Origin of the sequence: Nostoc sp. CCY 9925 (genome assembly GCF_963920935.1) — a bacterium.
In the GTDB taxonomy this organism is placed as follows: Bacteria; Cyanobacteriota; Cyanobacteriia; order Cyanobacteriales; family Nostocaceae; genus Nostoc.
On record NZ_CAWUDO010000006.1, the window covers coordinates 41,964 to 65,649 of the forward strand.

The 23,686-nt window shown below is 41.1% G+C and carries 21 protein-coding genes and 1 CRISPR repeat array; of the genes, 9 read left to right on the plus strand and 12 right to left on the minus strand.

Annotated elements, in window-relative coordinates; translation table 11 throughout:
• Positions 1-47: 47 nt before the first annotated feature.
• Positions 48-425: a hypothetical protein gene (locus ACM0OY_RS04920; RefSeq protein WP_414567772.1), complete on the minus strand. Its 378-nt coding sequence runs from the start codon at positions 423-425 to the stop codon at positions 48-50.
• A 16-nt stretch (positions 426-441) separates the two neighbouring features.
• Positions 442-780 (minus strand): 2Fe-2S iron-sulfur cluster-binding protein, encoded by a 339-nt coding sequence (locus ACM0OY_RS04925; protein ID WP_414567773.1) that lies wholly within the window; start codon positions 778-780, stop codon positions 442-444.
• Positions 781-856: 76 nt separating this feature from the next.
• Between ACM0OY_RS04925 and cimA the strand changes: the two genes are divergently transcribed.
• Positions 857-2,518, plus strand: coding sequence for a citramalate synthase (gene cimA, locus ACM0OY_RS04930; protein ID WP_414567774.1), 1,662 nt, complete (start codon positions 857-859; stop codon positions 2,516-2,518).
• A gap of 275 nt (positions 2,519-2,793) precedes the next feature.
• Here cimA and ACM0OY_RS04935 read toward each other — a convergent pair whose 3' ends face one another.
• Positions 2,794-5,007, minus strand: a complete 2,214-nt coding sequence (locus ACM0OY_RS04935; protein ID WP_414567775.1) for a phosphoketolase — start codon at positions 5,005-5,007, stop codon at positions 2,794-2,796.
• Positions 5,008-5,537: 530 nt separating this feature from the next.
• On the minus strand, positions 5,538-5,915 hold the full coding sequence (locus ACM0OY_RS04940; protein ID WP_414567776.1) for a hypothetical protein: 378 nt from the start codon (positions 5,913-5,915) through the stop codon (positions 5,538-5,540).
• Between the two features lie 124 nt (positions 5,916-6,039).
• Here ACM0OY_RS04940 and ACM0OY_RS04945 point away from each other — a divergent pair, with 124 nt between their 5' ends.
• On the plus strand, positions 6,040-6,231 hold the full coding sequence (locus ACM0OY_RS04945) for a hypothetical protein (RefSeq protein WP_414567777.1): 192 nt from the start codon (positions 6,040-6,042) through the stop codon (positions 6,229-6,231).
• Here ACM0OY_RS04945 and ACM0OY_RS04950 read toward each other — a convergent pair.
• The 3 genes from ACM0OY_RS04950 to ACM0OY_RS04960 all read right to left on the minus strand — a co-directional run bounded on the left by ACM0OY_RS04950 (position 6,182) and on the right by ACM0OY_RS04960 (position 9,466).
• Positions 6,182-6,550 carry a type II toxin-antitoxin system PemK/MazF family toxin gene (locus tag ACM0OY_RS04950; RefSeq protein ID WP_414567891.1) on the minus strand — a complete coding sequence of 123 codons (369 nt, stop codon included), beginning with the start codon at positions 6,548-6,550 and terminating at the stop codon, positions 6,182-6,184. The genes ACM0OY_RS04945 and ACM0OY_RS04950 overlap by 50 nt on opposite strands.
• 88 nt (positions 6,551-6,638) lie before the next feature.
• Positions 6,639-8,801 (minus strand): type I DNA topoisomerase, encoded by a 2,163-nt coding sequence (gene topA / locus ACM0OY_RS04955; RefSeq protein WP_414567778.1) that lies wholly within the window; start codon positions 8,799-8,801, stop codon positions 6,639-6,641.
• Positions 8,802-9,073: 272 nt separating this feature from the next.
• On the minus strand, positions 9,074-9,466 hold the full coding sequence (locus tag ACM0OY_RS04960; RefSeq protein WP_414567779.1) for a hypothetical protein: 393 nt from the start codon (positions 9,464-9,466) through the stop codon (positions 9,074-9,076).
• 287 nt (positions 9,467-9,753) lie between these two features.
• Here ACM0OY_RS04960 and ACM0OY_RS04965 point away from each other — a divergent pair, with 287 nt between their 5' ends.
• Positions 9,754-9,945, plus strand: a complete 192-nt coding sequence (locus ACM0OY_RS04965) for an RNA-binding S4 domain-containing protein (protein WP_414567780.1) — start codon at positions 9,754-9,756, stop codon at positions 9,943-9,945.
• A 95-nt stretch (positions 9,946-10,040) separates the two neighbouring features.
• Here ACM0OY_RS04965 and ACM0OY_RS04970 read toward each other — a convergent pair whose 3' ends face one another.
• The 3 genes from ACM0OY_RS04970 to crtR form a co-directional block, all read right to left on the minus strand.
• Entirely contained in the window at positions 10,041-10,493 is a 453-nt protein-coding gene (locus ACM0OY_RS04970; protein WP_414567781.1) for an Hsp20/alpha crystallin family protein, read from the minus strand.
• A 356-nt stretch (positions 10,494-10,849) separates the two neighbouring features.
• Positions 10,850-10,996 carry a hypothetical protein gene (locus tag ACM0OY_RS04975; RefSeq protein ID WP_414567782.1) on the minus strand — a complete coding sequence of 49 codons (147 nt, stop codon included), beginning with the start codon at positions 10,994-10,996 and terminating at the stop codon, positions 10,850-10,852.
• An 18-nt stretch (positions 10,997-11,014) separates the two neighbouring features.
• The gene (crtR, locus tag ACM0OY_RS04980; protein WP_414567783.1) at positions 11,015-12,076 is read right to left on the minus strand and encodes a beta-carotene hydroxylase; all 1,062 of its coding nucleotides are present in this window, start codon (positions 12,074-12,076) and stop codon (positions 11,015-11,017) included.
• A gap of 893 nt (positions 12,077-12,969) precedes the next feature.
• Between crtR and ACM0OY_RS04985 the strand changes: the two genes are divergently transcribed.
• The 4 genes from ACM0OY_RS04985 to ACM0OY_RS05000 all read left to right on the plus strand — a co-directional run bounded on the left by ACM0OY_RS04985 (position 12,970) and on the right by ACM0OY_RS05000 (position 17,710).
• Positions 12,970-13,392 carry a lysozyme inhibitor LprI family protein gene (locus ACM0OY_RS04985; protein WP_414567784.1) on the plus strand — a complete coding sequence of 141 codons (423 nt, stop codon included), beginning with the start codon at positions 12,970-12,972 and terminating at the stop codon, positions 13,390-13,392.
• Positions 13,393-14,011: 619 nt separating this feature from the next.
• Positions 14,012-14,983, plus strand: a complete 972-nt coding sequence (gene hemC / locus ACM0OY_RS04990; RefSeq protein ID WP_414567785.1) for a hydroxymethylbilane synthase — start codon at positions 14,012-14,014, stop codon at positions 14,981-14,983.
• Positions 14,984-15,107: 124 nt separating this feature from the next.
• Positions 15,108-16,559: a glycogen synthase GlgA gene (gene glgA, locus ACM0OY_RS04995; RefSeq protein ID WP_414567786.1), complete on the plus strand. Its 1,452-nt coding sequence runs from the start codon at positions 15,108-15,110 to the stop codon at positions 16,557-16,559.
• Between the two features lie 257 nt (positions 16,560-16,816).
• Entirely contained in the window at positions 16,817-17,710 is an 894-nt protein-coding gene (locus tag ACM0OY_RS05000; protein ID WP_414567787.1) for a M23 family metallopeptidase, read from the plus strand.
• 268 nt (positions 17,711-17,978) lie between these two features.
• A CRISPR array of direct repeats spans positions 17,979-18,447; the repeat unit is 37 nt; unit sequence GTTTCAATCCCTAATAGGGATTTTGATTAATTGCAAT.
• Positions 18,448-18,811: 364 nt separating this feature from the next.
• Here ACM0OY_RS05000 and ACM0OY_RS05005 read toward each other — a convergent pair.
• Entirely contained in the window at positions 18,812-19,579 is a 768-nt protein-coding gene (locus ACM0OY_RS05005) for a circadian clock KaiB family protein (RefSeq protein WP_414567788.1), read from the minus strand.
• A 218-nt stretch (positions 19,580-19,797) separates the two neighbouring features.
• On the minus strand, positions 19,798-21,090 hold the full coding sequence (locus tag ACM0OY_RS05010; protein WP_414567789.1) for a type IV pilus twitching motility protein PilT: 1,293 nt from the start codon (positions 21,088-21,090) through the stop codon (positions 19,798-19,800).
• A gap of 730 nt (positions 21,091-21,820) precedes the next feature.
• On the opposite strand from ACM0OY_RS05010, the gene ACM0OY_RS05015 reads away from it, so the two are divergent.
• Together ACM0OY_RS05015 and wecB are read left to right on the plus strand one after the other, a co-directional pair.
• The gene (locus tag ACM0OY_RS05015) at positions 21,821-22,195 is read left to right on the plus strand and encodes a hypothetical protein (protein ID WP_414567790.1); all 375 of its coding nucleotides are present in this window, start codon (positions 21,821-21,823) and stop codon (positions 22,193-22,195) included.
• Positions 22,196-22,474: 279 nt separating this feature from the next.
• The gene (gene wecB, locus ACM0OY_RS05020; RefSeq protein ID WP_414567791.1) at positions 22,475-23,587 is read left to right on the plus strand and encodes a non-hydrolyzing UDP-N-acetylglucosamine 2-epimerase; all 1,113 of its coding nucleotides are present in this window, start codon (positions 22,475-22,477) and stop codon (positions 23,585-23,587) included.
• Positions 23,588-23,686: the final 99 nt, after the last annotated feature.

Sequence of the window (23,686 nt, forward strand, 5' to 3'; positions counted from 1 at the left end):
ACTAATAAATCATAACTAATAAAGGAATAACTAAAGACTAACAACCTTTACCACAAAGCTCGAATCGGTTCGCTGCCAGAATTGCTTGATGGCGTTTCTGTGCCAGAAGTGTCTGTATCAACCTCTGTTGTAGTGTCTGAAGGATTCTGGGCAACGTTGCTTCTGTTGTTGTTGTCAGACCTTGGGGCTACAATAGTACGTCTGTTTGTATCTGTTTGGGTTGTTTCAGTTTCGTCAGTTGCAGTTTCATTGTTCTGGCTGCCAGCACTGCTATTAACATTAATATTAGCTGGCAGGACTTTCGCTGCTTTGCCACCAGGATTGTTGGCGGTTTGTACGCCCATAGGAAAGTTTATGCCTAGTAATGTACCAAGCAAAATGGCTAGACCTCCAGCCATTAATATTAAGGGTGTCCATCTACCCATCTTGTTTTACTCCTTTTTAACCTTTTGGTGTCCACACTATTTGAGAACCTTGTCCCCAAAATCCATCAAATTTTGTCACATTCACGTTGCCTAAAATCTTCGTTTGGCAAGCTAAACGCAAGTCTTTTGTAGGAAAATGGGGAGGAAGCGAACGACGTGTTCGATCGCGCCAATTCGCTGCTGATACTTCGCCCTCTACCTTAACCGCGCAGGTACCACAACTGCCAATACCCCGACAGTTTATTACCTTAGCACCGTCATTGTAGAGGTCAATACCATTTTGCAGCAAAATTGTGCGGAGATTGCTTCCTTGTTCACACTCAATTGTTTTTCCTTGAGCTAGTACCTTAGGCATTTTTTAAATTGCCAAACTGGCTTTTTGTTGTATATTGACATATTGCCTCGAAAGTTGTCTCGTCGGTCCGAGTTTTATGACCACAATTTCTTCGCCTCAACTCTGGCTCTATGACACTACATTACGGGATGGCACTCAGCGCGAGGGGCTATCAGTATCGATAGAAGATAAATTACGCATTGCTAAAAGACTCGATCAACTGGGAATCCCTTTTATTGAAGGCGGTTGGCCTGGCGCCAATCCCAAGGATGTACAATTTTTCTGGCAACTCCAAGAAGATCCGCTCAAACATTCAGAAGTTGTCGCTTTTTGTTCGACTCGACGCCCCAACACTTCTGCGGCAGAAGAACCGATGCTACAAGCGATTCTGGCTGCGGGAACTCGCTGGGTAACAATTTTTGGCAAGTCTTGGGATTTACATGTCACAGCCGGACTCAAGACGACATTAGAAGAAAATTTAGCAATGATTCGTGACACAATTGAGTACCTCCGTTCTCAAGGGCGTCGCGTGATCTACGATGCCGAACATTGGTTTGATGGCTATAAGCACAATCCGGGTTATGCTTTACAGACATTAGAGGCAGCGATCGCATCTGGCGCTGAGTGGCTAGTCCTGTGCGATACTAATGGCGGCACTTTGCCCCACGAAGTTAGCCAAATTGTGCAAGATGTCATTAGTCATTTGTCATTAGTCATTTGTCAAGAGACAATGACAAGCGATCAAGGACAAAGGACAATACCCCAAATTGGAATTCATACCCATAACGATTCGGAAATGGCGGTTGCTAACGCCTTAGCAGCCGTTATGGCAGGGGCAAAGATGGTACAAGGGACAATTAACGGTTATGGTGAACGTTGCGGTAATGCTAACCTCTGTTCGTTGATTCCCAATTTACAACTTAAACTGGGTTACAGTTGTATCACAGAAGACCAGCTAACACAACTTACAGAAGCAAGTCGTTTTGTAAGTGAGGTGGTTAATCTGGCTCCTGATGAACACGCCCCCTTTGTTGGACGTTCGGCTTTTGCACACAAAGGTGGTATTCATGTATCCGCTGTGGAACGTAATCCCCTGACTTACGAACACATGCAACCGGAAAAAGTCGGGAATCGTCGCCGCATTGTGATTTCGGAACAGTCGGGACTTAGCAATGTTTTAGCCAAAGCCCGCAGTTTTGGCATTGAATTAGATCAACTAAAGGCAGAGGCTAAGCAAATTCTCCACCGCCTCAAAGATTTGGAAAGTGAAGGATTTCAATTTGAAGCAGCAGAAGCCAGTTTTGCACTGTTGATGCATGAAGCTTTGGGAGGACGCCCAAAGTTTTTTGAAGTCAAAGGTTTTCAAGTCCACTGTGACTTGATTGAAGGGAAAGCAACCAGCAACGCTTTAGCTACAATCAAAGTCGCTGTTGAAGGTAAAAATATTCTAGAGGCAGCGGAAGGTAACGGCCCGGTTGCGGCGTTGGATGCAGCTTTACGCAAGGCTTTGGTGAACTTTTATCCCCAAATTGCAACTTTTGATTTGACGGATTACAAAGTGCGGATTCTCAACGGACATACGGGTACTGCGGCGAAAACCCGCGTCTTGGTAGAATCGGGCAATGGTCATCAACGCTGGACTACGGTAGGAGTTTCTACCAACATTCTTGAAGCTTCCTATCAAGCTGTGGTGGAAGGGTTGGAATATGGTTTGTTGTTGCACTCCCAAGCCGAAGCTGCTGTGAAAGCTTCTAGTTGACAAAAATCGCTGCGTAGTGTATATGAGCTTATGCTCTGTTGTTGATGTGAAGGAGGCGATCGCCAAAGTGCGATCGCTTTCTGCCATCAGGTAAAATTATTTGTGCGATCGTGGCTGTAAATCAGGTTTTGGATTTCTAATCCCAATACACAAAAAGTTCTTTTAAATAAAAAAAACGCGAATATACGCATTCAACGCAATTTTTCAGCGTTTGTGTACGTATATTTGCGATAAAATCAAAGACGATGCCTACGGCTGGCTACGCCTACGCAGTTTTAATGCACTAAAGCGATCGCTCTTTTGGTTAATCCTTCAGCAGTCAATCCATTAAACGCCATCAACTCACCAGCACTAGCTGTAGTTTCGCCGCGTTTCCATGCAAAAGTATCGCGCTTGGCTGTACTCCGTAACAAAATTGGTTCTAGCATCGCCGCGGCACCACCTGTGACAGCAATTAACGCATCACCATCAAATAATTCGGCAAATTTTGCATCATCTAAGAAACCGCCATCTGCTTCTGAACAGGTATCCCAAGCAGTATCATGAGGACGATATAAACGTCTGGGGTTAATCACAGAAACTATCTTTGCGCCAATACCTTCATTTTCTAAGAAAGTAGCCGCCTCAAATACTGGCATTAATGTCATATCGCCAATGACAGCAAATACAACTTGCTTCTCGCCAGGGACTTCATGCAACACCACTGCACCATCTTGTAAGCCTTGGCGATTTTGTTCTAAAGTAGTGCGAATTGGTAATGGTGATTTACTTGCAGTAATCACAATTCCCTTATTTTTAGTTTGCAATGCCCAGTCATAACAAACTTGGATACTATTAGCATCGGGAGGAAATAATGGAAAAACATTTCCATTTCGCATTAATGAAGCAAAGTAAGCTTCAATTTCCGGACGTTGGTGAGTCCAACCGTTACGTCCTTGCTCTAATGCGCCAGCTGTGAATAAAGTAATAGTCGAAGGAGTTTGACGGCGCAATTCTGCCATTGCTTGGGTTACTGTTTGCCAAATGGGTAATCCGTTGATGGCAAAAGATTCGTAAGAACACCACAAAGTTCTCGCACCCATTAACGACAAACCAGCTGCTAAACCTGCACAAGCATCTTCGCTCAAAGGTTCGTAAACTTGTCCGTTTGGCGCTTGGTTATATAAATCGTCGGTTGTCGGGTGAATAATTTTTAATGCTTGGTTGATATTAGCAATTCCTGAAGCTTCGTTACCGTCGGCGTTGGTGACAAGGAAATTTTTATCTTTTTGTCCAACTATTCCTACTAATCTTCCCATTGCAGTTGTAGAAACTTTTGGTTCGCCACCCACTGCATATTCTTCTAAAGGTAATTCACCTAATTCTGGCAATGGTAATTCAAATTCTGTGACCACTGTTTTGGCTGCGGGGCCGCCACCTGCGCGTTCGGCATTTGTTCTAACTAATTGCCAAGCATCAGCAGATAAGGCGCGAGTTTGCAACGCACTGACAATATGCGGTGCATCCAATGTATCTTTAGGATAAAGGTTGTGAGATTTTGCACCCCGCGCGTGGACTCCTGCACCTTTAAGTTGTTTAATAATAAAAACAGTAAGCTTGCCACCTAGTGCCGATCGCGCTGCTTTATCTACACCCGAAAGTACTGCTTGGGTAAATGCTAGGCGCTTCTCAAAGGAAAAAACGGTACTATCAACGTAATCCCCTGGTTGGTTTTGGTCGTCGAAATCCTTAGCATCCACTAACACGACTTCATCAAAACCGTTACCTTGCCAATATGCTTGCATTTGTTGGTTAGTTTTGAGAGAAACCATGCTGTGGTGTTCTTGGCTATAACCATTCCACACCAGTATCGGTAAGAAATTGGTAGCAGCAGGATAAGCAGTATGAAAATGTGCGATCGCACTTACAATATAAGGCTCACCCAATCCACCATCGCCAACTGTAAAAGGAAATAACTTATCTTTGTGCAGCAGTGCAGCCGCCATTGCAAAGTGTTGCCCTTGTCCCAAAGGCCCCGCAGGTGCGAGAATACCAGGTATATAACCAGAAAGATGTCCTAAAAGTCCGTGCTTTTCTCGGAAGCGATCGCGCAATTGTTGGACTGTCGAAATTCCCATGTCCTCTAGCGAACGATCCAAGAACATGGCACTATAAAATCCGGGGGCGTGGTGTCCGACTTCGGTGATAATGTTCTTGTATCCCAGCATGACAAGAGATGCATAAGCTTCCGCTTGGCTGGCGAATCCGCCGGGGTGTCCAGAGGCTTTACTACCAGTAATTTGTAAAGTTAAATAGCGTAGGGCATCGGCAGCGAGTAAAGTTTGATACACTGCTGCGGGATCGGTGGGAGATGCGATCGCTACATTGCCCGATTCTATCGCAGGGGTGGCACCATAAGTTTCAAAATCTGGTAGTGCTTCGCCAAAATATTGAATTCCTTCAGAAAAATTGGGAAGCGCAGAAGAAGCCTTCGGGGTGATTGCAGTCATGCTGAGTACCTTATGACAATGAAATGAAACTGTAGATGCTCTTTGAATTCAACAAAAATTCTACATCTTTGATGTTGTAACAGTTTATTGCTTTTTTGCAACGTCAAGATAAGTACTTTAAATGGTTCGCCAAAACTCAAGTAATACTAGGTAACTAGTTAGACAGTGCTATCCGTTTGGGAATACTGTTAATTAGGGTAAGAAATTTATGTAATTCTTTGATTTTTAACAACTTACAGCCACATAAAGCTCATATAGAGAAAACGCGTAAAGATAATAAAAGATAGCCAGTAGGGTGCGTTATCGCGCCAGCGTAACGCACCGTCAATAGACCTGTTGCATAAATAATTTTTTGTCTCACGCAAAGGCAGGCGCAAAGATCCAAAGAAGAGAGCAAAAAAAAGGACTTTTGCAAGAAGTCTAACGTCCATAACGCACCCTACCAAACTCTAGTAACTAAATTTAGCAAGTAGAACATAAAAAAGCACTCCATTGAGGAATGCTGTGATGAGATACCGTGAATTGAGAGATTACCTACCGAGTAGTGCTATCACCTGTTCAAGTTTCATTTTCGCCATATGCCAAGCTAGTAACTCTTCTTGGTTGTATCTATCTGGGTAACGCATTCTCTTACCTTCCAGGGAAATTCTAATTAGCGCTATTTGTTCTGCGGTGGGAGAATTCATCTCATCTATAGCTGAACCAAACGCCTGAATAGAAGCAAGTGTTGGTGACTTTAATCCTCTGCCTTCCTCCATTTGGTTTACAGCTATCAACGGGAAAGATAGCAATGAAGTAATGTAGCTAGCTTTGTATGCTGCACTTCCTGTAGGGCGGATACCGTATCGACGGCATAAATCCTGTAATTCAGGAACAGTCTTTATTTCGAGTTCTGAACGTGTAAACATAGAATTACCTCTTGATAAAAGTGGTATCGGTGGTGAACCATTTTCGCGAGTGATAACACCACCGATTTAAAACTCTATGCCGACGCTTGCGCCGACTTCAAGCTATAGTTACGTTTCTACATAAATGTCTAAGTCCAAAGGTAAGCCCGAAAATTTCGATAATCCACCAAGCAGAGATTTAACCGAGAATGTTACTTTTAGAGCTACCAAGGAAATGAAGGAAGAGATACAGAAACAAGAGAACCCTGCACAATTCTGTAGAGATGCTATTCAAGAAAAGTTAGATAGGAATAAAGGAAAACTCGACAAAATCTAGAACTTGCTGCTGTGCATTTTTTATAAGACGTTCTAGTTTCTCCCAAATTTTTTCTTTGCGTCTTTCTCAGCTTATGTTGTGTAAAGTAGTTAAAAGCAAAATAATTAATAGTAAAAATAAAATCAAGGACTAATCTACGCTGAAGACCTATCAAAATAGGTTGATATTCATCACGTGTCAAACTCCCCCGATAATCGACAATGCGGTTAACGTCGATAACCCTGATTTGATCTAATAAAACAATAGATGGTGAACTTAATCCAGCAACTTCAGCTGCAAAACGTGGATATAAATCTGGTGAAGCAAGTCCTAATCTAATCGTAGTAAACTATGGTTTTCGTTGCTCAACCCAGCCTACGATATTTCAATTTTTGATTTAGTTTTGATTTAGTCAAAGTTGTTAGAAGTTAATTTAACTCGCCAAATTTAGGACTCCACCAACCTTTTTGTGTAGAAAAATAAGCTACTTGCTGATGTTTTTTGTCTTGGCGGGATTGGGGGTTAGAACAACGTAGCATTGTTTTATTCTGTCCTTCCTTAATGTAGCTGTATTCTTCTAATGGTTTTTTGCATACTGGACAAGAATATGAAGTTAGCTTAGCTGGAGGTTTCGCAACAGTTTCATCCTTGGATACTTTGTTTCGAGGTGATTCCCAAGTTTTGTTAACGTCACTCCAAAAGAGGACGATGTTTTCACAGCCGCTAACACATTTGAGGAAGTACTTCTTTTTGACTTTGCTACTGGGAATTTTAGCGAGAAAATTTTTGCATTCAGGGCAGCGACTTTTAGAAGTTTCATATTTGCGTTCTCGCCCCGGTAAAGCTTTGTTTGGAGATCCAGTACTCACGACCACAGTTTTGGCTTTTGCTAAAGCTGGCGCAAAATATTCTCGATTCCAAGTACTTAAGTATTGTTGCCAGCCTTGTTTGCCAATGGCGATCGCATCCAAAGCATCTTCCATCTTAGCGGTGAATTCTGCCTCTAGTAAATCCGGTAAGGCTTTTTGTAAAAATGCATCAACTTCTAAACCCAAAGCCGTTGGTTGCAGACTATCTTTTGTCAATTGCACATAATCCCGCTTCTTCAAAGTGGCGACGGTGGGAGCGTATGTACTGGGACGACCAATACCTTTGCGTTCCATTAGTTGCACTAGTTTTGGTTCGCTGTATCGAGGCGGCGGTTGTGTTTGTTTCTTCTCATGCTGTGCATCTTTTAATGTCAGTATCTGCCCCTGTTGCAACTGCGGTATGACTGTATCTTTACTGATATTATTCCAGTACCGAGCATAACCGTAAAACTCAACTACTTGTCCATTACAAAGCCACAGCAGATTTCCAGATTGAGTAATTATTTGAGTTTTGCGGAGTTGGGCGGCATGACATTGAGAAGCGATCGCCCGTTTCCAAATCATTACATACAGGTTAAAATCATCTGTCGGCAATTCTATCCGTAATTCTGCTGAAGGACGGAAAACATCTGTTGGGCGGATAGCCTCGTGTGCTTCTTGAGCCAATTTAGCACTGCGATGTTTGGCTAAGGACTGCGGTACATTCTGCGGGTCATTTTGCTCTAACCACTGACGCGCACTAGCACAAAATTCAGGACTTAACATCACCGAATCTGTTCGCATATATGTAATTAACCCTGCCTCATAAAGCTTTTGGGCAACTTGCATAGTTTTGTCTGGAGAAAATCTCAGTTTGGAACCAGCTGCTTGTTGCAAGGTGGAGGTGGTGAATGGAGGAGGTGGTTGGCGTTGAACTATTTTCCCTTCAAACTTAATAACCTGATGAGGATGGCGGCGTGCTTCTTCAACTAACCTGTTTGCTTCTGCTTCTGAAAGAATACGTTTGCTTTCTGGTGCTTGTGTTGTACTGGTTGCGGCATCATCATTAGTTTCAGTTTTTTGTTCTGGCGTGTCTGCGTCAGAATTCGCCGTTCCTTTGTAGAAAGCGCGGAATCCTTCGGCATAATCTACCCAAACACTCCAGTAGTCTTGGGGTACAAATGTTTGAATTTCTTTTTCCCGCTGACAAATCAAGTGCAATGTGGCGCTTTGAACTCGACCGACGCTTTTTGCCCCATTGTTTAATGCCCAAACTAGGGGACTTCCCTTATAACCGACTAGTTTATCAAGACAATCGCGGCACAGTCCCGCACCTACTAAGTCTAAATCTAGTTTTCTGGGTTTGGCGATCGCTTCTCGAACTGCTGATGTTGTAATTTCTGTATAAATTACTCGTTTTGGTTCTTTTAATCCCAGCACTTCCTTGATATGCCAAGCGATTGTTTCTCCCTCTCGGTCTGGGTCGGTGGCGATAACAACTTCATCAACTTGTTTGACTGCGGCTTTTAGTTGCTGAATGGTTTCCTTGGCTCGTTGGTCGCGGGGAATATAATTGCACTTGACCCTACTGCCATCCATGCTGAAACCCAATGAATCTTCACCTTCATTGCTGAGTTCGCGGATATGGCCACAGCTAGCGCGAACAATCCATTCTGAACCCAGGATTTGACTGAGTTTTTTGACTTTTCCAGGAGATTCTACGACAAGAAGGCGTTTGGGCATAGCACCTGTACTGAATAGTGCTTGATATCGGGACGGGCGATCGTACTAAGCAATCACTTATTTTAGTATAAAAGTACTATATGAATTGGCTCTTTTAAGAATTTTTACACTTAGTTAATGTTGGGTTTGGCGTTGCTCAACCCAACGTTGGGTTTAAACAACCTAGAAAATCCAAAATGAAACTGTTATGTGATTAATCAACCCAATAAATTAAGTTTGCCGCGCTACTACACTTAATGCACTATTTTAAACTTGCCACACTATTACCATGATCAATCAGCAGCAGCATAATCAGGCAATGCTATCAGTTCAGAACTCACAGCATTGAGATAGTTTTGGTCATCCAACAGTTCTGGTTGTAATTTCTTTGCATTCACGGCAGCTACGACCAAATCTTTTGCAAGAATATTGCTACTTAGAGTTTTAAATACTAGCGTTCCACCGCTCGGAATACCATGTTGCAAAAGACCCCCTTGGTAAGCATAAGCAACCAGATCGAAAGGTTCAACGTGGCTAATGCTACTATAATTACTGGGTAATTTGTTCAAGTTACTGACTATTGCTTCATTGCTGTTAGTAGCAGCTGTTTGTGCGGTACTAATTCCAGGCATAAGAGTAATTGAAGCAACAACTAGTAAAGAATCTATCAAGATAGAGAATTTCATAGGGTAATCCTGAATTGAAATAAAGAGTTATTAGTTTTAGTAGGTTTTAGTACTCTAAAAATAGAAAGGGGAGAATTAGGGGAGAAACAAAATAAATAACGGAATAGGGACTGGGGACTGGGGACTGGGGACTGGGGACTGGGAAAAATTTTTTATACCTAATATCCAAATACCTAGTACCCATTCCCTAAAGTAGTTATTCTTCACCGAACAAGGAAAAGGGTAGAAAAACTGCGATCGCCAACATGATTATCTGACGATATTTTGATGTAATAAAAAATAGCAACATGATTAAACTCGACCAGTTTTTAAAGTTAGTGGGTATAGCGCCAACTGGAGGCCAAGCCAAACTGATGATTCTTGATGGTAACGTTAAAGTCAATGGCACGATTGAAACGCGGCGAGGACGGCAATTAGTATCAACCGACCAAGTAACTGTAGCAGGACAAACTTTGAAAGTTGGCGATCTTATCGAATAATTGGCAATTATTATAAAAAACCCGGCCATTTTCATGGCCGGGTTTTTAACTATTTCAATCAATCAAAGGAGGTAGAGTAATTTAGTCACAACTAATTAAGCGGTGGGTTGTTCTAGATTAATTTTGACAACTTTGTTCCTTTCTTTCTCGGCTTTAGGGAGTGTTAGGTTCAAAATGCCATCTTTGTATTCAGCAGTCACTTTGGTATTTTGAACTCTAGCAGATAAAGGAATTACACGTTGAAATTGACCATAGTAAAATTCGCTCTTAACAGTACCTTTTTGTTCAGCTTTAATTTCAGATTTACGTTCACCGCTAATGTGAACAGCATCTTCTGTGACCTGAATATCCAAGTCTTTAGCTGACATTCCCGGTAGTTCTAGCCTGAGATGAATAGCATCTTCAGTTTCTTGTAATTCAGCAGCCGGAACTCTAACTAAGTTTTTTTCAAATGAGTTAGATGGTGCTATAGTCTCTTCAAACAAGTCGTTAATTTGACGTTGTAGAGTATCAATTTCTCTCCAAGGATTCCAACGAACTACTGCCATAACCTCTTCCTCGCATTAATTAGCTTTTGTTTATTTGTTTTTGCACTTGTCTGTGTGCTTACTTTTGATATTATGTCGAGTTTCAAATGGTGTAAATTCGGTTATTATTACCTAGTAAATGAGGATTACCGCACCAAGTTAGACATAAAAAAGATTACGGTTTGCTCTACTTGTTGAGTTCGGTAAACCGGAATAAAGATTACAGTAAAATTTGTGAATTCAGAAGTAAATCAGGATTGATACCTGATTCGGTCTGGCGATCGCTAATCAATCCTTTGACTCACTCAATTGGAGCAAATCTTATTTCATTTATCCAATCCGGCAACAACCGAGGGCGATGGTATTTAAGGCAACATCTAATCAGAAACCGTTATTCGCGATCGTTCTCCGGAAAGATGAGGCAGAAATAGAAGACTGCGGGCATCAGGCTGCGATCGCTCTGCCATTTCCATCAAATCGGTGTAGGATATATGCGGTGCAAATGCCTCGACGTTAATAGTCATTCGTTTTTTAGATTAGTATTATTTACGAGTTTGTGATTCATCTTTATTGTTCGTTGTTTGATGGTGAAAGCGAATTCCTACAAAAATATCGTAAATAAACTCGAAAAAGTCTTTTTTTTGCAGTAACCCTGAAGTTTGATAACAGCCTTTTTCATCTAATAAAGGCTTCATCAAATAGTATGTGGACTGATATTTGTACCAAGGAATACAAGTCCATAAATGATGAACTAAATGGTAATTTTGTCCCAAAATCAGGATATTAAGAATTGGGCTAGGATATACACGAGCATTTTTCCAGCGATCGCGTTCTCTAAAAGGACGATGGGGCAAATAGTCAAAAAAGAAGCCCAGTATTAACCCTACGATCCCAGAAGGTACAACCCAAAAATTCAGAAGATACATTAAAAAATGATTTTGAATTCCTATATAAAAAATTCCAACAACAATTAAACGACTGATAAACCATTCCAATAGTTCATATTTACGCCACAATCTTCGCTGAAAGAAAAACACTTCGTGGTACAAAAACCGAAATGCAATTAGCCACAGTGGCCCGCCTGTAGAAACATAATGATCTGGGTCATCTTTGGGATGGTTTACATGAGCATGATGCTGCAAATGCACCCGCGTAAACACTGGGAATACAAACCCTAGCATCAAAGCGCTACCATGCCCTAGCATGGCATTAATTATGCGATCGCGATGGGCTGATTGATGACATGCATCATGAATTACTGTCCCAGCACAATGCAAAGCAATAGTATTAATGCAAAAGCACAGCCAGTCAGGCCATTGCCAAAGCCAGTAACCAAAATTAGATAAGACCAATGTTCCCACAGCTGCCAAAAATAGCAGTAGGGTAGGATTGAAATCACCAGGAGGCGCTAAAAGTTCTTTAGGCGGAATTTTCGGTAGCTTGTGTGCTTTGGTAGCGATCGCTACTGCTTCTGTATTTGCTATGTCTTCTAAGGTGATTTCCAAATTGTTGTCATTTTGGTTTTTATACTTATCAACAGCTGGATCGATGATGATTAGGCTTTTGGTTGGAATGTCAAAAAAATTAGGATCTAAAGAGGTCATAATTTTTCCTGGTCGCGGTTCCTTGATAAAGTGAGCTTGAAATCCCTTTCTTCAGCCAGCACAGAATAGATTTCTTGCCCCGATTAGAGAGATGAAACCCTGAAAATCTAGCCGATACTGTTCTCTGTTAAAATTAGGATTGATTGTCAGACCTATGGTCTAGGAAAACAAAATATTATACTTCTAAAAAAAGTTTGTATTTTATTTGTTTATAATCTTTCAATTTTCAAGGATAAATTTTAAGTTTCAGGTTTTATCTCAGCGTTAGTTGGCATCCAATACCATAAAATGGATATTGATATTCAAAAACTAAGCTTTTTAATTTTCTGGACTTTCAATAACTTAGACTTCAATTTAAACAAGTAAATGACGCATGTCTTAAGATTAGAGAGTGGGCAGTAAAGAGGGGAGAATGAGGTTTTTTCATTGGGATTTGTCAATTATAGTTGCTCAATATCTCTTGCAAAAGTAATTTTTGCACATTTGTAGGCAAAGGGCAAAGGAAAATTTTGTCTCTCTTGCTGACTTATACAAGAAGTATATGCACAAGCGACCGCTTTTGTGTACTTGCGATCCCCTAAAACCCACGTAACATTTGTATGTTTGTTTACGTAATTTTCCGGGCGATCGCCATCTTTCTACCTGTGGCTGTGACTATACTTGGCTAAAATTAAGATTCTTGACTTAGTAACTGATTTATGTATTTTGGTAGGATAAAGTCGAGTGGAAAACTTCCCCAGTATACAAACCAACCATAACTCTCAATTATCAGATTTAGAGATTTAAAAGGCTTTTGTGCAACCTTGATGTGTTCATGCCTTAGTGGTGTTGGATGTTTGACCGATTGAAAAATAGCTAAAATTACCAAAATTATTACGCACCAGGTAAAATACATGTATTATTTATTTCCTTTAATAGTAAATCTACTAGCTTTCACCACTTCATACACTCCCAGCCTGACAACAGCCAGCACAACACCGGATTTACCAAAAATGCATTTAGCTCAAAAGCTAAACTGCAATAATGCTCAAACTCAAACAGAAATTAATCAATGCAGTAGGTTGTCCTATCAGAATGCTGATAAAAAGTTGAACGCAGCTTATCAACGACTACTGCCTAAGTTAGACAGAACTAGAAAACAAAAATTAATTGCTGCCCAGCAAGCATGGCTTAAATTTAGAGATACTACTTGTGAGTTTGAGAGAAGCGAATATGAGGGTGGAAGTATTGCACCTACGATTTACTTTGGTTGCCTGGAAAACACCACAAAAGAGCGTACCCAACAATTACAGGAATATCTTAAACCCGAAATTTAATATGGTTGAATGAGCTTTCAATCTCTGATGTATGCGTTGACGATCAAAGATTAATTTCTATTCAGTTAAGACTAAAAACTAAAATTTATGTAGGTTGGTCTTCTTGTTCTTCAATCCAACCTACTTTTGTTTTTAACTGAACTTGATTTTACTTAAAATCTCCTGTATGAAATTTGGGTAGAAAAATCTTCTGGATTCTAAATTATTACTCCACTTTCATCTTTAACTAGCTAAATACCTGTTCCACTTGCAACTCTAAATCAACACCATCGACAACAGTCAATTTATCACTTTATAAATACTTGCAGGCTTAGTTTCTGGTAACTTCAGAAATTCCTCTAGGGTTAGGTATGCAGATTTGGCAAAACTCATAATTTCTGCGGCGGCGAAATTCCTGCATCTAGTTTATCAACGATCGCCACTCGCTAAATCCCACAACTATGTTACATTTACTACAAAGCAGCTACTGTCCAGTGTCGCCTCAGCCAAACTTGACCTAGTTCACAAAGTAAAGAATTGTAATCTAAAATCCCAAATCTAAAATCCAAAATTCGTACAAGTCACTCACTACGGTAGTCTAGATGAGAGTGAATTTATCCCTGGTTTGATATATTGTTTTATGACTTCAGTTGTTTCTAGTCCTCCGCGCACAATTCGTATCGGTTCACGCAAAAGCCAACTTGCTCTAGTTCAAACCTACTGGGTACAAGAGCAACTAAAGAATTGCTTTCCTGATATCACTTTTGAAGTTCACACCATGTCTACCCAAGGCGACAAAATCTTGGATGTAGCATTAGCCAAAATTGGTGATAAAGGACTTTTTACTAAAGAACTTGAGTTGGGAATGCTCAATGGCGAGATTGACTTTGCCGTTCATTCTCTCAAGGATCTGCCGACTAACTTACCCGAAGGCTTAACACTGGCAGCAATTACCGAACGGGAAAACCCCGCTGATGCGCTAGTGGTGCATGAAAAGCACAAAGATAAACAAATCGATACTTTGCCAGAAGGTGCAGTTATCGGCACATCTTCTCTACGGCGGTTAGCACAGTTACGCCATCAATTCCCCCACTTTACTTTTAAAGATGTCCGGGGAAACTTGATTACACGGTTGGCAAAACTGGATGCAGGTGAATATGATGCCTTGATTTTGGCAGCAGCAGGGTTAGGGCGGTTGGAAATGAGCGATCGCATTCATCAAATTTTACCCCAAGAAATCTCTCTCCACGCCGTTGGACAAGGCGCTTTGGGGATCGAATGCCGTACAGATGATAGTGAATTAATATCTCTACTCAAAGCGATCGAACATCCCCAAACACGCGATCGCTGTCTCGCCGAACGAGCCTTTTTACGCGATTTAGAGGGCGGTTGTCAAGTACCTATCGGTGTAAATACAGAAATATCCGGCCAACAATTGACTTTAACAGGCATAGTCGCCAGTATCGATGGTCAAAAGTTGGTAAAAGATAGCGTCACTGGAGAAGCCAACAAAGCCGAAGCAGTAGGCACGCAACTAGCACATCTGTTGCGGGAAAAAGGAGCGCAAGAAATTTTAGAAGAAATTTTTGCCGTGATTCAGCGGGGTTCCTAAGGAATTGCACAAGCGGATGTGATTAGATAAGTAAGTAATCAATGAACAGTAATCAGTAGCCAGTAAACAGTTAAAACTGACAGCTGATAACTGTGTAGGCAGAACCGGGGAAAGAAAACTTACCATGCGGATTTTATTTGTTGCAGCAGAGGCAGCTCCCGTTGCGAAAGTAGGAGGAATGGGCGACGTTGTTGGCGCATTACCCAAATTCCTCAGAGCAATGGGGCATGATGTGCGGATATTCATGCCTTACTACGGCTTCTTACCAGACAAAATGGAGATTCCCAAAGAACCTATTTGGTGGGGAGATGCCATGTTCCAGCACTTTGCAGTCTACGAAGCCGTTTTGCCTGGTACTGATGTTCCCTTGTACCTATTCGGACATCCCGCCTTTAACCCCCGCCGCATTTACTCAGGAGAAGATGAAGATTGGCGGTTCACCTTGTTTGCCAACGGTGCAGCGGAGTTTGCCTGGAATTACTGGAAACCAGACATTATGCACTGCCACGATTGGCATACGGGAATGATTCCTGTATGGATGCATCAAGATCCTGATATCACCACTGTCTTTACTATTCATAACTTAGCTTATCAAGGGCCGTGGCGTTGGTATTTAGAAAAAATTACTTGGTGTCCTTGGTATATGCAAGGACACAACACAATGGCAGCAGCGGTGCAATATGCCAATAAAGTAAACACAGTTTCGCCCACTTATGCAGAGCAAATCAAGACACCTACTTATGGTGAAACATTAGAAGGTTTGTTGTCTTTTATTAGCGGTAAATTATCTGGGATTATTAATGGGATTGATGTTGAAGTTTACAATCCAGAAATTGACAAATACATTGCCCAAACATTTACTGCTGATACCCTAGATAAACGAAAGGCTAACAAAATTGCTTTGCAAGAAGAAGTAGGGTTAGAAGTCAACTCTAAAGCTTTTTTAATTGGAATTGTCACGCGATTAGTAGAACAAAAAGGCATTGATTTAATATTGCAAATTCTCGATCGCTTTCTTTCCTATACAGATGCACAGTTTGTGCTACTAGGGACAGGCGATCGCTACTATGAAACTCAGATGTGGCAATTAGCATCACGCTTTCCCGGACGCATGGCAACTTACTTACTGTATAACGATGCCTTGTCCCGCCGCATCTACGCCGGCACCGACGCCTTCTTAATGCCTAGCCGTTTTGAACCTTGCGGTATTAGCCAAATGATGGCTTTGCGTTATGGTTCCGTGCCCATTGTCCGCCGTACAGGTGGATTAGTTGACACTGTAACACACCACGACCCCGAAAATGCAGCAGGCACCGGTTACTGCTTTGACCGCTACGAACCCCTAGACCTTTTCACCTGTATGATTCGGGCTTGGGAAGGCTTCCGTTTCAAACCCCAATGGGAAGAACTACAAAAACGGGGTATGAGTGAAGACTTTAGCTGGTATCAATCTGCCAAGCAGTACGTAAAATTGTACAGATCAATTTACGGCTTGCCAGAAGAAGAAGAGGAAACACCACAGCCAGAGTTAGTTTTAAACGAGGCAGTGGCCACTAGCAATTCTTCAACCCCCTAAATAAATACTTTTTGTGACTCGCGATCGCATTTTTCAGATTAACTTAATGTCTGAAGAGTGCGATCGCGAGTTTTTTGTTTGCGATTAGAGAAAATACCCAGTCGAGAGTGGGGAAGATGAGGGATAGAAGAGGACAAAGGAACAAGAAGAATAACTCTTAACTCCTAACTCTTGTACAGACGCGATTAATCGCGTCTCTTGTACAGATGCAATTAATCGCGTCTCCTAACTCCTGACTCCTAATAGACTTACAATTTATGAAAAAACTTATTATTTATCGATTCAGTACCTATGGACTAATTGGGTTAATATCCTTAACCGCGACATTAAGTATAACTACATCTGCTCTAACACAATCAGTAGGCAATTCTCCAACTCAAGAAAATGCCATTCCTGCTTCTAATTTTATCTGGCCGACTCAAGGCTTTATTTCTCAAGGCTTTCGTAAATATCAACATGAAGGAATCGATATCGCTGGACCATCCGGGAATCCTATTGTTGCTGCTGCATCTGGTACAGTTATTAAAGCAGGTTGGGATAATTGGGGATTAGGCAATGCCATAACTATTAAACATCTTGATGGCAGCGTTACTGTTTATGGTCACAATCGCCGTTTATTGGTGAACAAAGGTCAACAAATTATTCAAGGTCAAATTATTGCCGAGATGGGATCTACAGGCAATAGTACAGCACCTCATCTCCATTTTGAAGTTCATCCACAAGGTCGAATAGCAGTCGATCCGCTTCGTTTATTTGCATCCTCAACCGCAAATGTTACTTCTGGTTCTAAAGTTCAGCAAGTCAGTAACTCTAACCGCCCAGTCCCGCCACTTCCAGTAGCAAACCAAGTTTCGCCTTCACAGCCAATTACAATAAGTTCTGCACCTTTAAATAGTAATACTGAATGCAATGGAGTTACGATTATTGGAGGTGAGACTGCAAAAATTCGTGTCAAAGTCTGCCAAGAAAATGGTCAGTTATTTTATATTGGCCAAATGAAACAAAACCCAAATCAGCCTATAAAAATACCTGCTTTGAATGTTGGTAAAGACAAATATCAAGCGGATAATGGTAGTTTTTCTTATTTAGTCACTCCTGAAAGAGTAGAAGTTTGGCAAAATGGCAGCCGAATTCGTTATGAAAATTTTTAGATTTTAAACAATAGTAATTTGCTTTGATTTTTGAATTTCTTTCTAGAAGTAGGGATTTTGATTAACGTGAATTCGACGAATCTAAAAAACCCCTCTCCAAACCTCTCCCCCACAGGGAGAGAGGCTTTGAAACCATCATTTTCTCGTTGTCAACGAAAAATATTTCTGCCCCTCTCCGTGTCGGAGAGGGGTTGGGGAGAGGTTTATCGAACTGACGTTTGATTAATTGGAATGATAGGTGTGATAAGACCCGTAACTTGTTCTTCGAGTTTCAATCCCTAATAGGGATTTTGATTAATTGCAATTTGTTCTTGGAGTAGGGACGATCACGGTAGATGTTTCAATCCCTAATAGGGATTTTGATTAATTGCAATCAGTTTGTGGAATTTTAGAAGAGATACCATCGTGTTTCAATCCCTAATAGGGATTTTGATTAATTGCAATCTAATTCTAATTCTTTGTTCTTATCCTTCATACATTTGTTTCAATCCCTAATAGGGATTTTGATTAATTGCAATGCTAATAACTGCTTAAGTGTATTATTTAATGGTATTCGTTTCAATCCCTAATAGGGATTTTGATTAATTGCAATCCACCGTCTAGCAATATCTACACTAGAGCCTATGTAGGTTTCAATCCCTAATAGGGATTTTGATTAATTGCAATAATATTTCTCTTATCCTCATCAGACGCGGCAAATGTTTCAATCCCTAATAGGGATTTTGATTAATTGCAATAGCTGTCGCCTGAAAGCACTGTGATATTTCGTTTTCAAGGTTCTGTTTCGCGGATGCGGTAATCATAACACAAGAAGTTGTAATTTTACTAGATGCAAATCGCTGAAAGGTAGACCCAATAAGGCGCGCGGATGCTTTCAAGATGCAACTGGCGTCAATTTCTTACATAGAGAGCAATTGAGCCATTTTTATAGTCACCCACTTATAAACACCTACCCATCCGCGCACTCAGCAAAAAATTTAGCCTAATTATGAAGCTGCTCACTTTCAAAAAACACAGGGAATGGGGATGAGGGAGCAGAGGAGATAGTGATAACTCCTAACTGAGTACTCCCATGTCGGACGTTAACAGTGTTAATAAAACTTAAAATTTTTCCTTAGTAGCTAACATCTGTACAATTTTTTCTACACGATCCAAGTCTCCAACAATTCGGCGAATTGGGTGAGGCCAAACTTTAACAAGAGTAGGAGTAGCAGAGACCTGATTAATTTCTGCTTGTTCTGGATGAGTTAAAACATCAATCACTTTTAAAGTATAAGGGTGTCCGAGCGATCGCTCTAACAATTCGTGTAGATTCTGAAGGATGCGTTCGGTAGTTCCGCTATGCCCTGCAACAAACAAGCGCAGGACATAGCCTTGTGTTGTTAATTGCTCTTTTTGTGCTATCACTGGTTGGTGGTATTTTGGCACAGGTTCAGAAAGATCTAAGCGTACAATTAAATCATGATCTTCCCAAAGCTGCGGGAATGAGGAACGATAAGTTGTTATCACCATGCGATCGCACAATCCTTCCTGCCAGGGAGCTGCTTGCCATACTAACTCCTCTGTACCAAAAATGGCATTCAGCAAAGGTTGATATTTCGTTACAGCCGGATAAGCCTCAGCAAAAGTTCGTACTTTTTGAGTACGCGGATCTAACCAGTGGTCAATAGTCGCAGTATAACAAGGCACTAAAAAGTGCGGTGGCTCTGGTAAATCTAAAATTTCCTGCAAAGCAGAACACAAATGCAAATGCCATCGACCTTGCTTGCTAGGGTCGATGCAGTAAATTAAATCTCCTCCAGGTGTAAATAGCGCAATGCCTTTGAACAACTGGGGTGTAGATAGTTTGTTTGTCGTCAAGTTATTCACAGGAGGCTAAGGAACTAAAAAAGTAAAAACTAAAAAACTTTCTCTTTTACCTTTTACCTTAGCGATAACCGCAACCAGGAACACAAAGATATTTGGGCATGGGCAAGAGGCAGAGGGGCAGTTCTTGAAGGGGGCAAGGGAGAAAATGAAAATTACTTCTTTCCCCTCTGCTCTCTGCTCCCTGCCCCCTTGCCTTTCCATCTCCCCACTCCCCATTCCTAAACCCGACCTCGGAGAAATTGTGCCATTTCGTTAGGAGTTGGTGACATCTCTAAGGCAGTTTCTTCAGTAATGCGACCGTCTTGATAAAGATTCAGCAAGGACTGATTCATTGTGACCATGCCGTCAAAGCTGGCTTGTTTCATCAATTCGGTAATTTCATCATACTTACCATCTTTGATCCATTCCTTGATTGCCTCGGTGTTAATCAAGATATCGTGGAAAGCAGCCCGTTTTCCGTCTGTTGTACGGCACAAACCTTGGGCAATGACGGCCACTAAAGACTCAGAAATTGCCACGCGCATTGCATCCTGTTCTTCACCAGAGTAGAGGTTGAGTATCCGCTCAATGGTTTTGACAGCGCTATTGGTGTGCAACGTTCCCATTACCAAGTGACCAGTCTGAGCAGCTTTAAGGGCGGTGTTGACTGTTTCTTTATCCCGCATTTCCCCCACTAGAATCAAATCTGGGTCTTCCCGTAAGGCTGCTTTCAAAGCGTTGTCAAATTTCCGGGTGTGCATTCCTACTTCCCGCTGCTTGACTAAGGACTTCCGGCTTTGGTGAACAAATTCTATTGGGTCTTCAATGGTGATGATATGCTTAGCCATCTCTTTATTGATGTAGTCAATCATCGCTGCCATTGTTGTAGACTTACCGGAACCAGTGGGCCCAGTTACCAAAATTAAGCCTTTGTGATGATGACAAATATCCCGAAAAACTGGAGGTAATCTCAACTGCTCCATAGTTAAGATTTTCAAGGGAATCAGCCGCAACACCATTGCAGGCCCTTTAAGGGAGCCAAAAACGTTTATCCGCACACGAGCAAATTCGTACTGAGTTGCTCCGTCAAATTCTAAGTGTTCTTCAAAGCGTTGAATTTCTGCCTCCGTCATCACCTCTTTCAACCAACTCATCAAAGTCTCTTTATCCGTTTCTGGATAATCTGTTGATTGAATTTCTCCTCGGTTGCGGAAACGGGGTATTTCACCCACACCCAGGTGAATATCGGAATATCCTTGATCGTAAGCTTCCCTGATGAGCTGCGCTAAAGTCATTCCCGGAGGGCTACTTTTAGGGCGAGCTGAACTAGGTATTGGCGGTGGTGTACCCGGACGATGACCTGCAACAGGCGCAGAGTTAACAACAGGAGAGTTGGCACTCATATCCAATGTTTGTGTCATCTGACGCTGCGTACTCAGTCCTGGTGGTGGCGGTGGTGGCGCTGGTGGCGCTGGTGGCAGGTTACGTCCGGTAGGAGAATTAGAATTTAATGGAGACTGTGATTCTGTCATATATCTTCACATTTGGCAGTTAAGAAGTTGAATTAGCAACAAGTCAAGTCACTTTCTCTGATGAATTCTGAAAGTCGCTGGGGTGCAAGCCCTAACGGTAATGCAAGGCGATTGAAATTCTAAAACTACGGTCAATAGACTTCATCCACCTCGACTTGTATCTTTTTTTTCGGCAATTTTACTACTCAGAAGTTTTATAAAAACTATTTAGCCTCTATAACCTGGTTTAACACATGCAACTCCATACGCTACCTCAGTAACTATTCTAAAGTAATTAGTATTATATATTACTAATAAATTTAAAGTAAACATTCTAATTCTATTAAATGAGAAATTTATCGCAACTATGGAGTTTAATTGCTAGCAGTTAACAACACAAACATTAGCAGTTCATGAATTGAGCGAATCTCTAAATTATGAGAAGAAGTAGCAATTATTATAAGAAATGTTAAGTTGAGTCGGAATGACACCCTGGGGATCAAGCTTGAAAGCTTATGCCTTTTAGCTTCTATGCCTGAAGACAGATGTAGTAAGCAAGCTTTTTGAGTAAAAAGCAACTTGAGTTTACATTCATAATTACAAAAAATTAACTGTAAAGTTTAGTAAAAAAATGCTCATTTTACTAATTAGGTTTTATATACTGAACTTCACTAAAACATTCAGTTTATTCGCAAAAAGCGAAAAAAAGCTGAAAATTAAAACTTGCTGTGTATTTTTGGGAGGAAAAGTCATGGTTTCGGCTCAGAGCTCTAATCTAGGAAAGACCTACTCCTTGATGATGATTAAAAGCTTTTTAATATGGACTTTCACATTAGCAGTATGCTTGCTGGTTGTTGGTTTTCCACTAGTTGTTTTGATGGCTACGGTCGGATGTCTGTTGTCGATTATTTTACAATCTGTAATGCCTGTTAGTGCTGTTTTGCTAGTTGCAGGCGCTTTAGTCATGTTCAATGTTATGGCAGTTGTATTTGCTGCGGGTGTACTAACTGTTAAAGGAGTTCATCCAAGCGATGTTAAATGGTTAAGCTGGCTGCATGGAGAGGCAGACCAAACGCAAACTACTGTTTACGCTGCTTGCCCTTTAACTTGTGAGATTAAAATCTAGTCATTACAATTAAATTCGACAAACAGTGCGTCTGCCCGGTTAAGCCGGGTTTTTTCATGTTTTATATGATTTGACGCTGAGATCAAAATCTATTTATTAGACATTCTGCAAAACTATTTTTGCAAGAGGTCTATTGCATATGCCTGGTTAAGCCGGGTTTTTTGATATTTTGTATGATTCATCCTTTGATATTTATGGTTTCTGTGATGATTCGTAGTTAACTATTGACTATTGAGCGTAGACCGTTGACCATAGCTTTTGATCAATTACAACCGACAAATGACTAATCGAAAGCAAGTTTGCATTATTTTGGGTACTCGTCCGGAAGCGATTAAACTAGCTCCGGTGATTCAAGTCTTCCAAAAGTGTTCAGATTTTGAGTCCCAAGTAATTTTAACTGGACAACATCGTGAAATGGTTGAGCAAGTCATGGAACTGTTTAATATCAAGGCAGATTATGACTTGGAAATTATGCAAGCTCAGCAATCTTTAAATGATATTACTTGTCGCAGTTTACAAGGATTAGAAGCATTATTCCAGCAAAAAAAACCCGATTTAGTAGTGGTACAGGGAGATACTACTACAGCTTTTGCCGCAGCTTTAGCAGCTTTTTATCAAAAAATTCCTGTTGGTCACGTAGAAGCAGGGTTGAGAACTGATGATATATTTAATCCTTATCCAGAAGAAGCTAATCGACGGTTAATTTCTCAAATTACTCAGTTGCACTTTGCACCAACTCCTTGGGCTGTAGAAAATTTGCAACGTTCTGGTGTTTTAGGTGAAATTCACTTGACTGGTAATACTGTAATTGATGCTTTGTTGAATGTCGCTGCAACCGAAGTTAGCTGTAATGTACCAGATTTAGATTGGGATTCATATCGCGTTTTGTTAGCAACAGTCCATCGTCGGGAGAATTGGGGAGAACCACTAGAAGCGATCGCTGCTGGGTTTTTACAAATCTTAGATAAGTTTCCCGATACAGCCTTGCTGTTACCATTACACCGCAATCCAACAGTAAGAGTACCATTACAAAAACTTTTAGGAAATCATAAGAGAATTTTCTTGACAGAACCTCTCGATTATGGTGAATTGGTAGGAGCAATTCGGCGATCGCATCTTTTACTTACTGACTCTGGTGGATTGCAGGAAGAAGCCCCCAGCTTGGGAAAACCAGTACTAGTTTTGAGAGACACCACAGAAAGACCAGAGGCTGTGACAGCTGGTACGGCCAAACTTGTGGGAACTGAGAGTGAAAATATTTTTGCAGCTGCTAGCGAGTTACTCAGTGACCAAGCCGCCTATGAAACAATGGCAAATGCTATTAATCCTTTTGGAGATGGTCATGCAGCAGAGCGGATATTGCAGATTGTCCAAAATTACTTAGGCCTTTAATTACCAACATCAATTTAGGAATCTAAATTAAATAAAATCCTAAGTTTCCGTTTATTAGGGTGCATTCTTCAACGCCGTAAGGCAATAAAAGCACTCTCG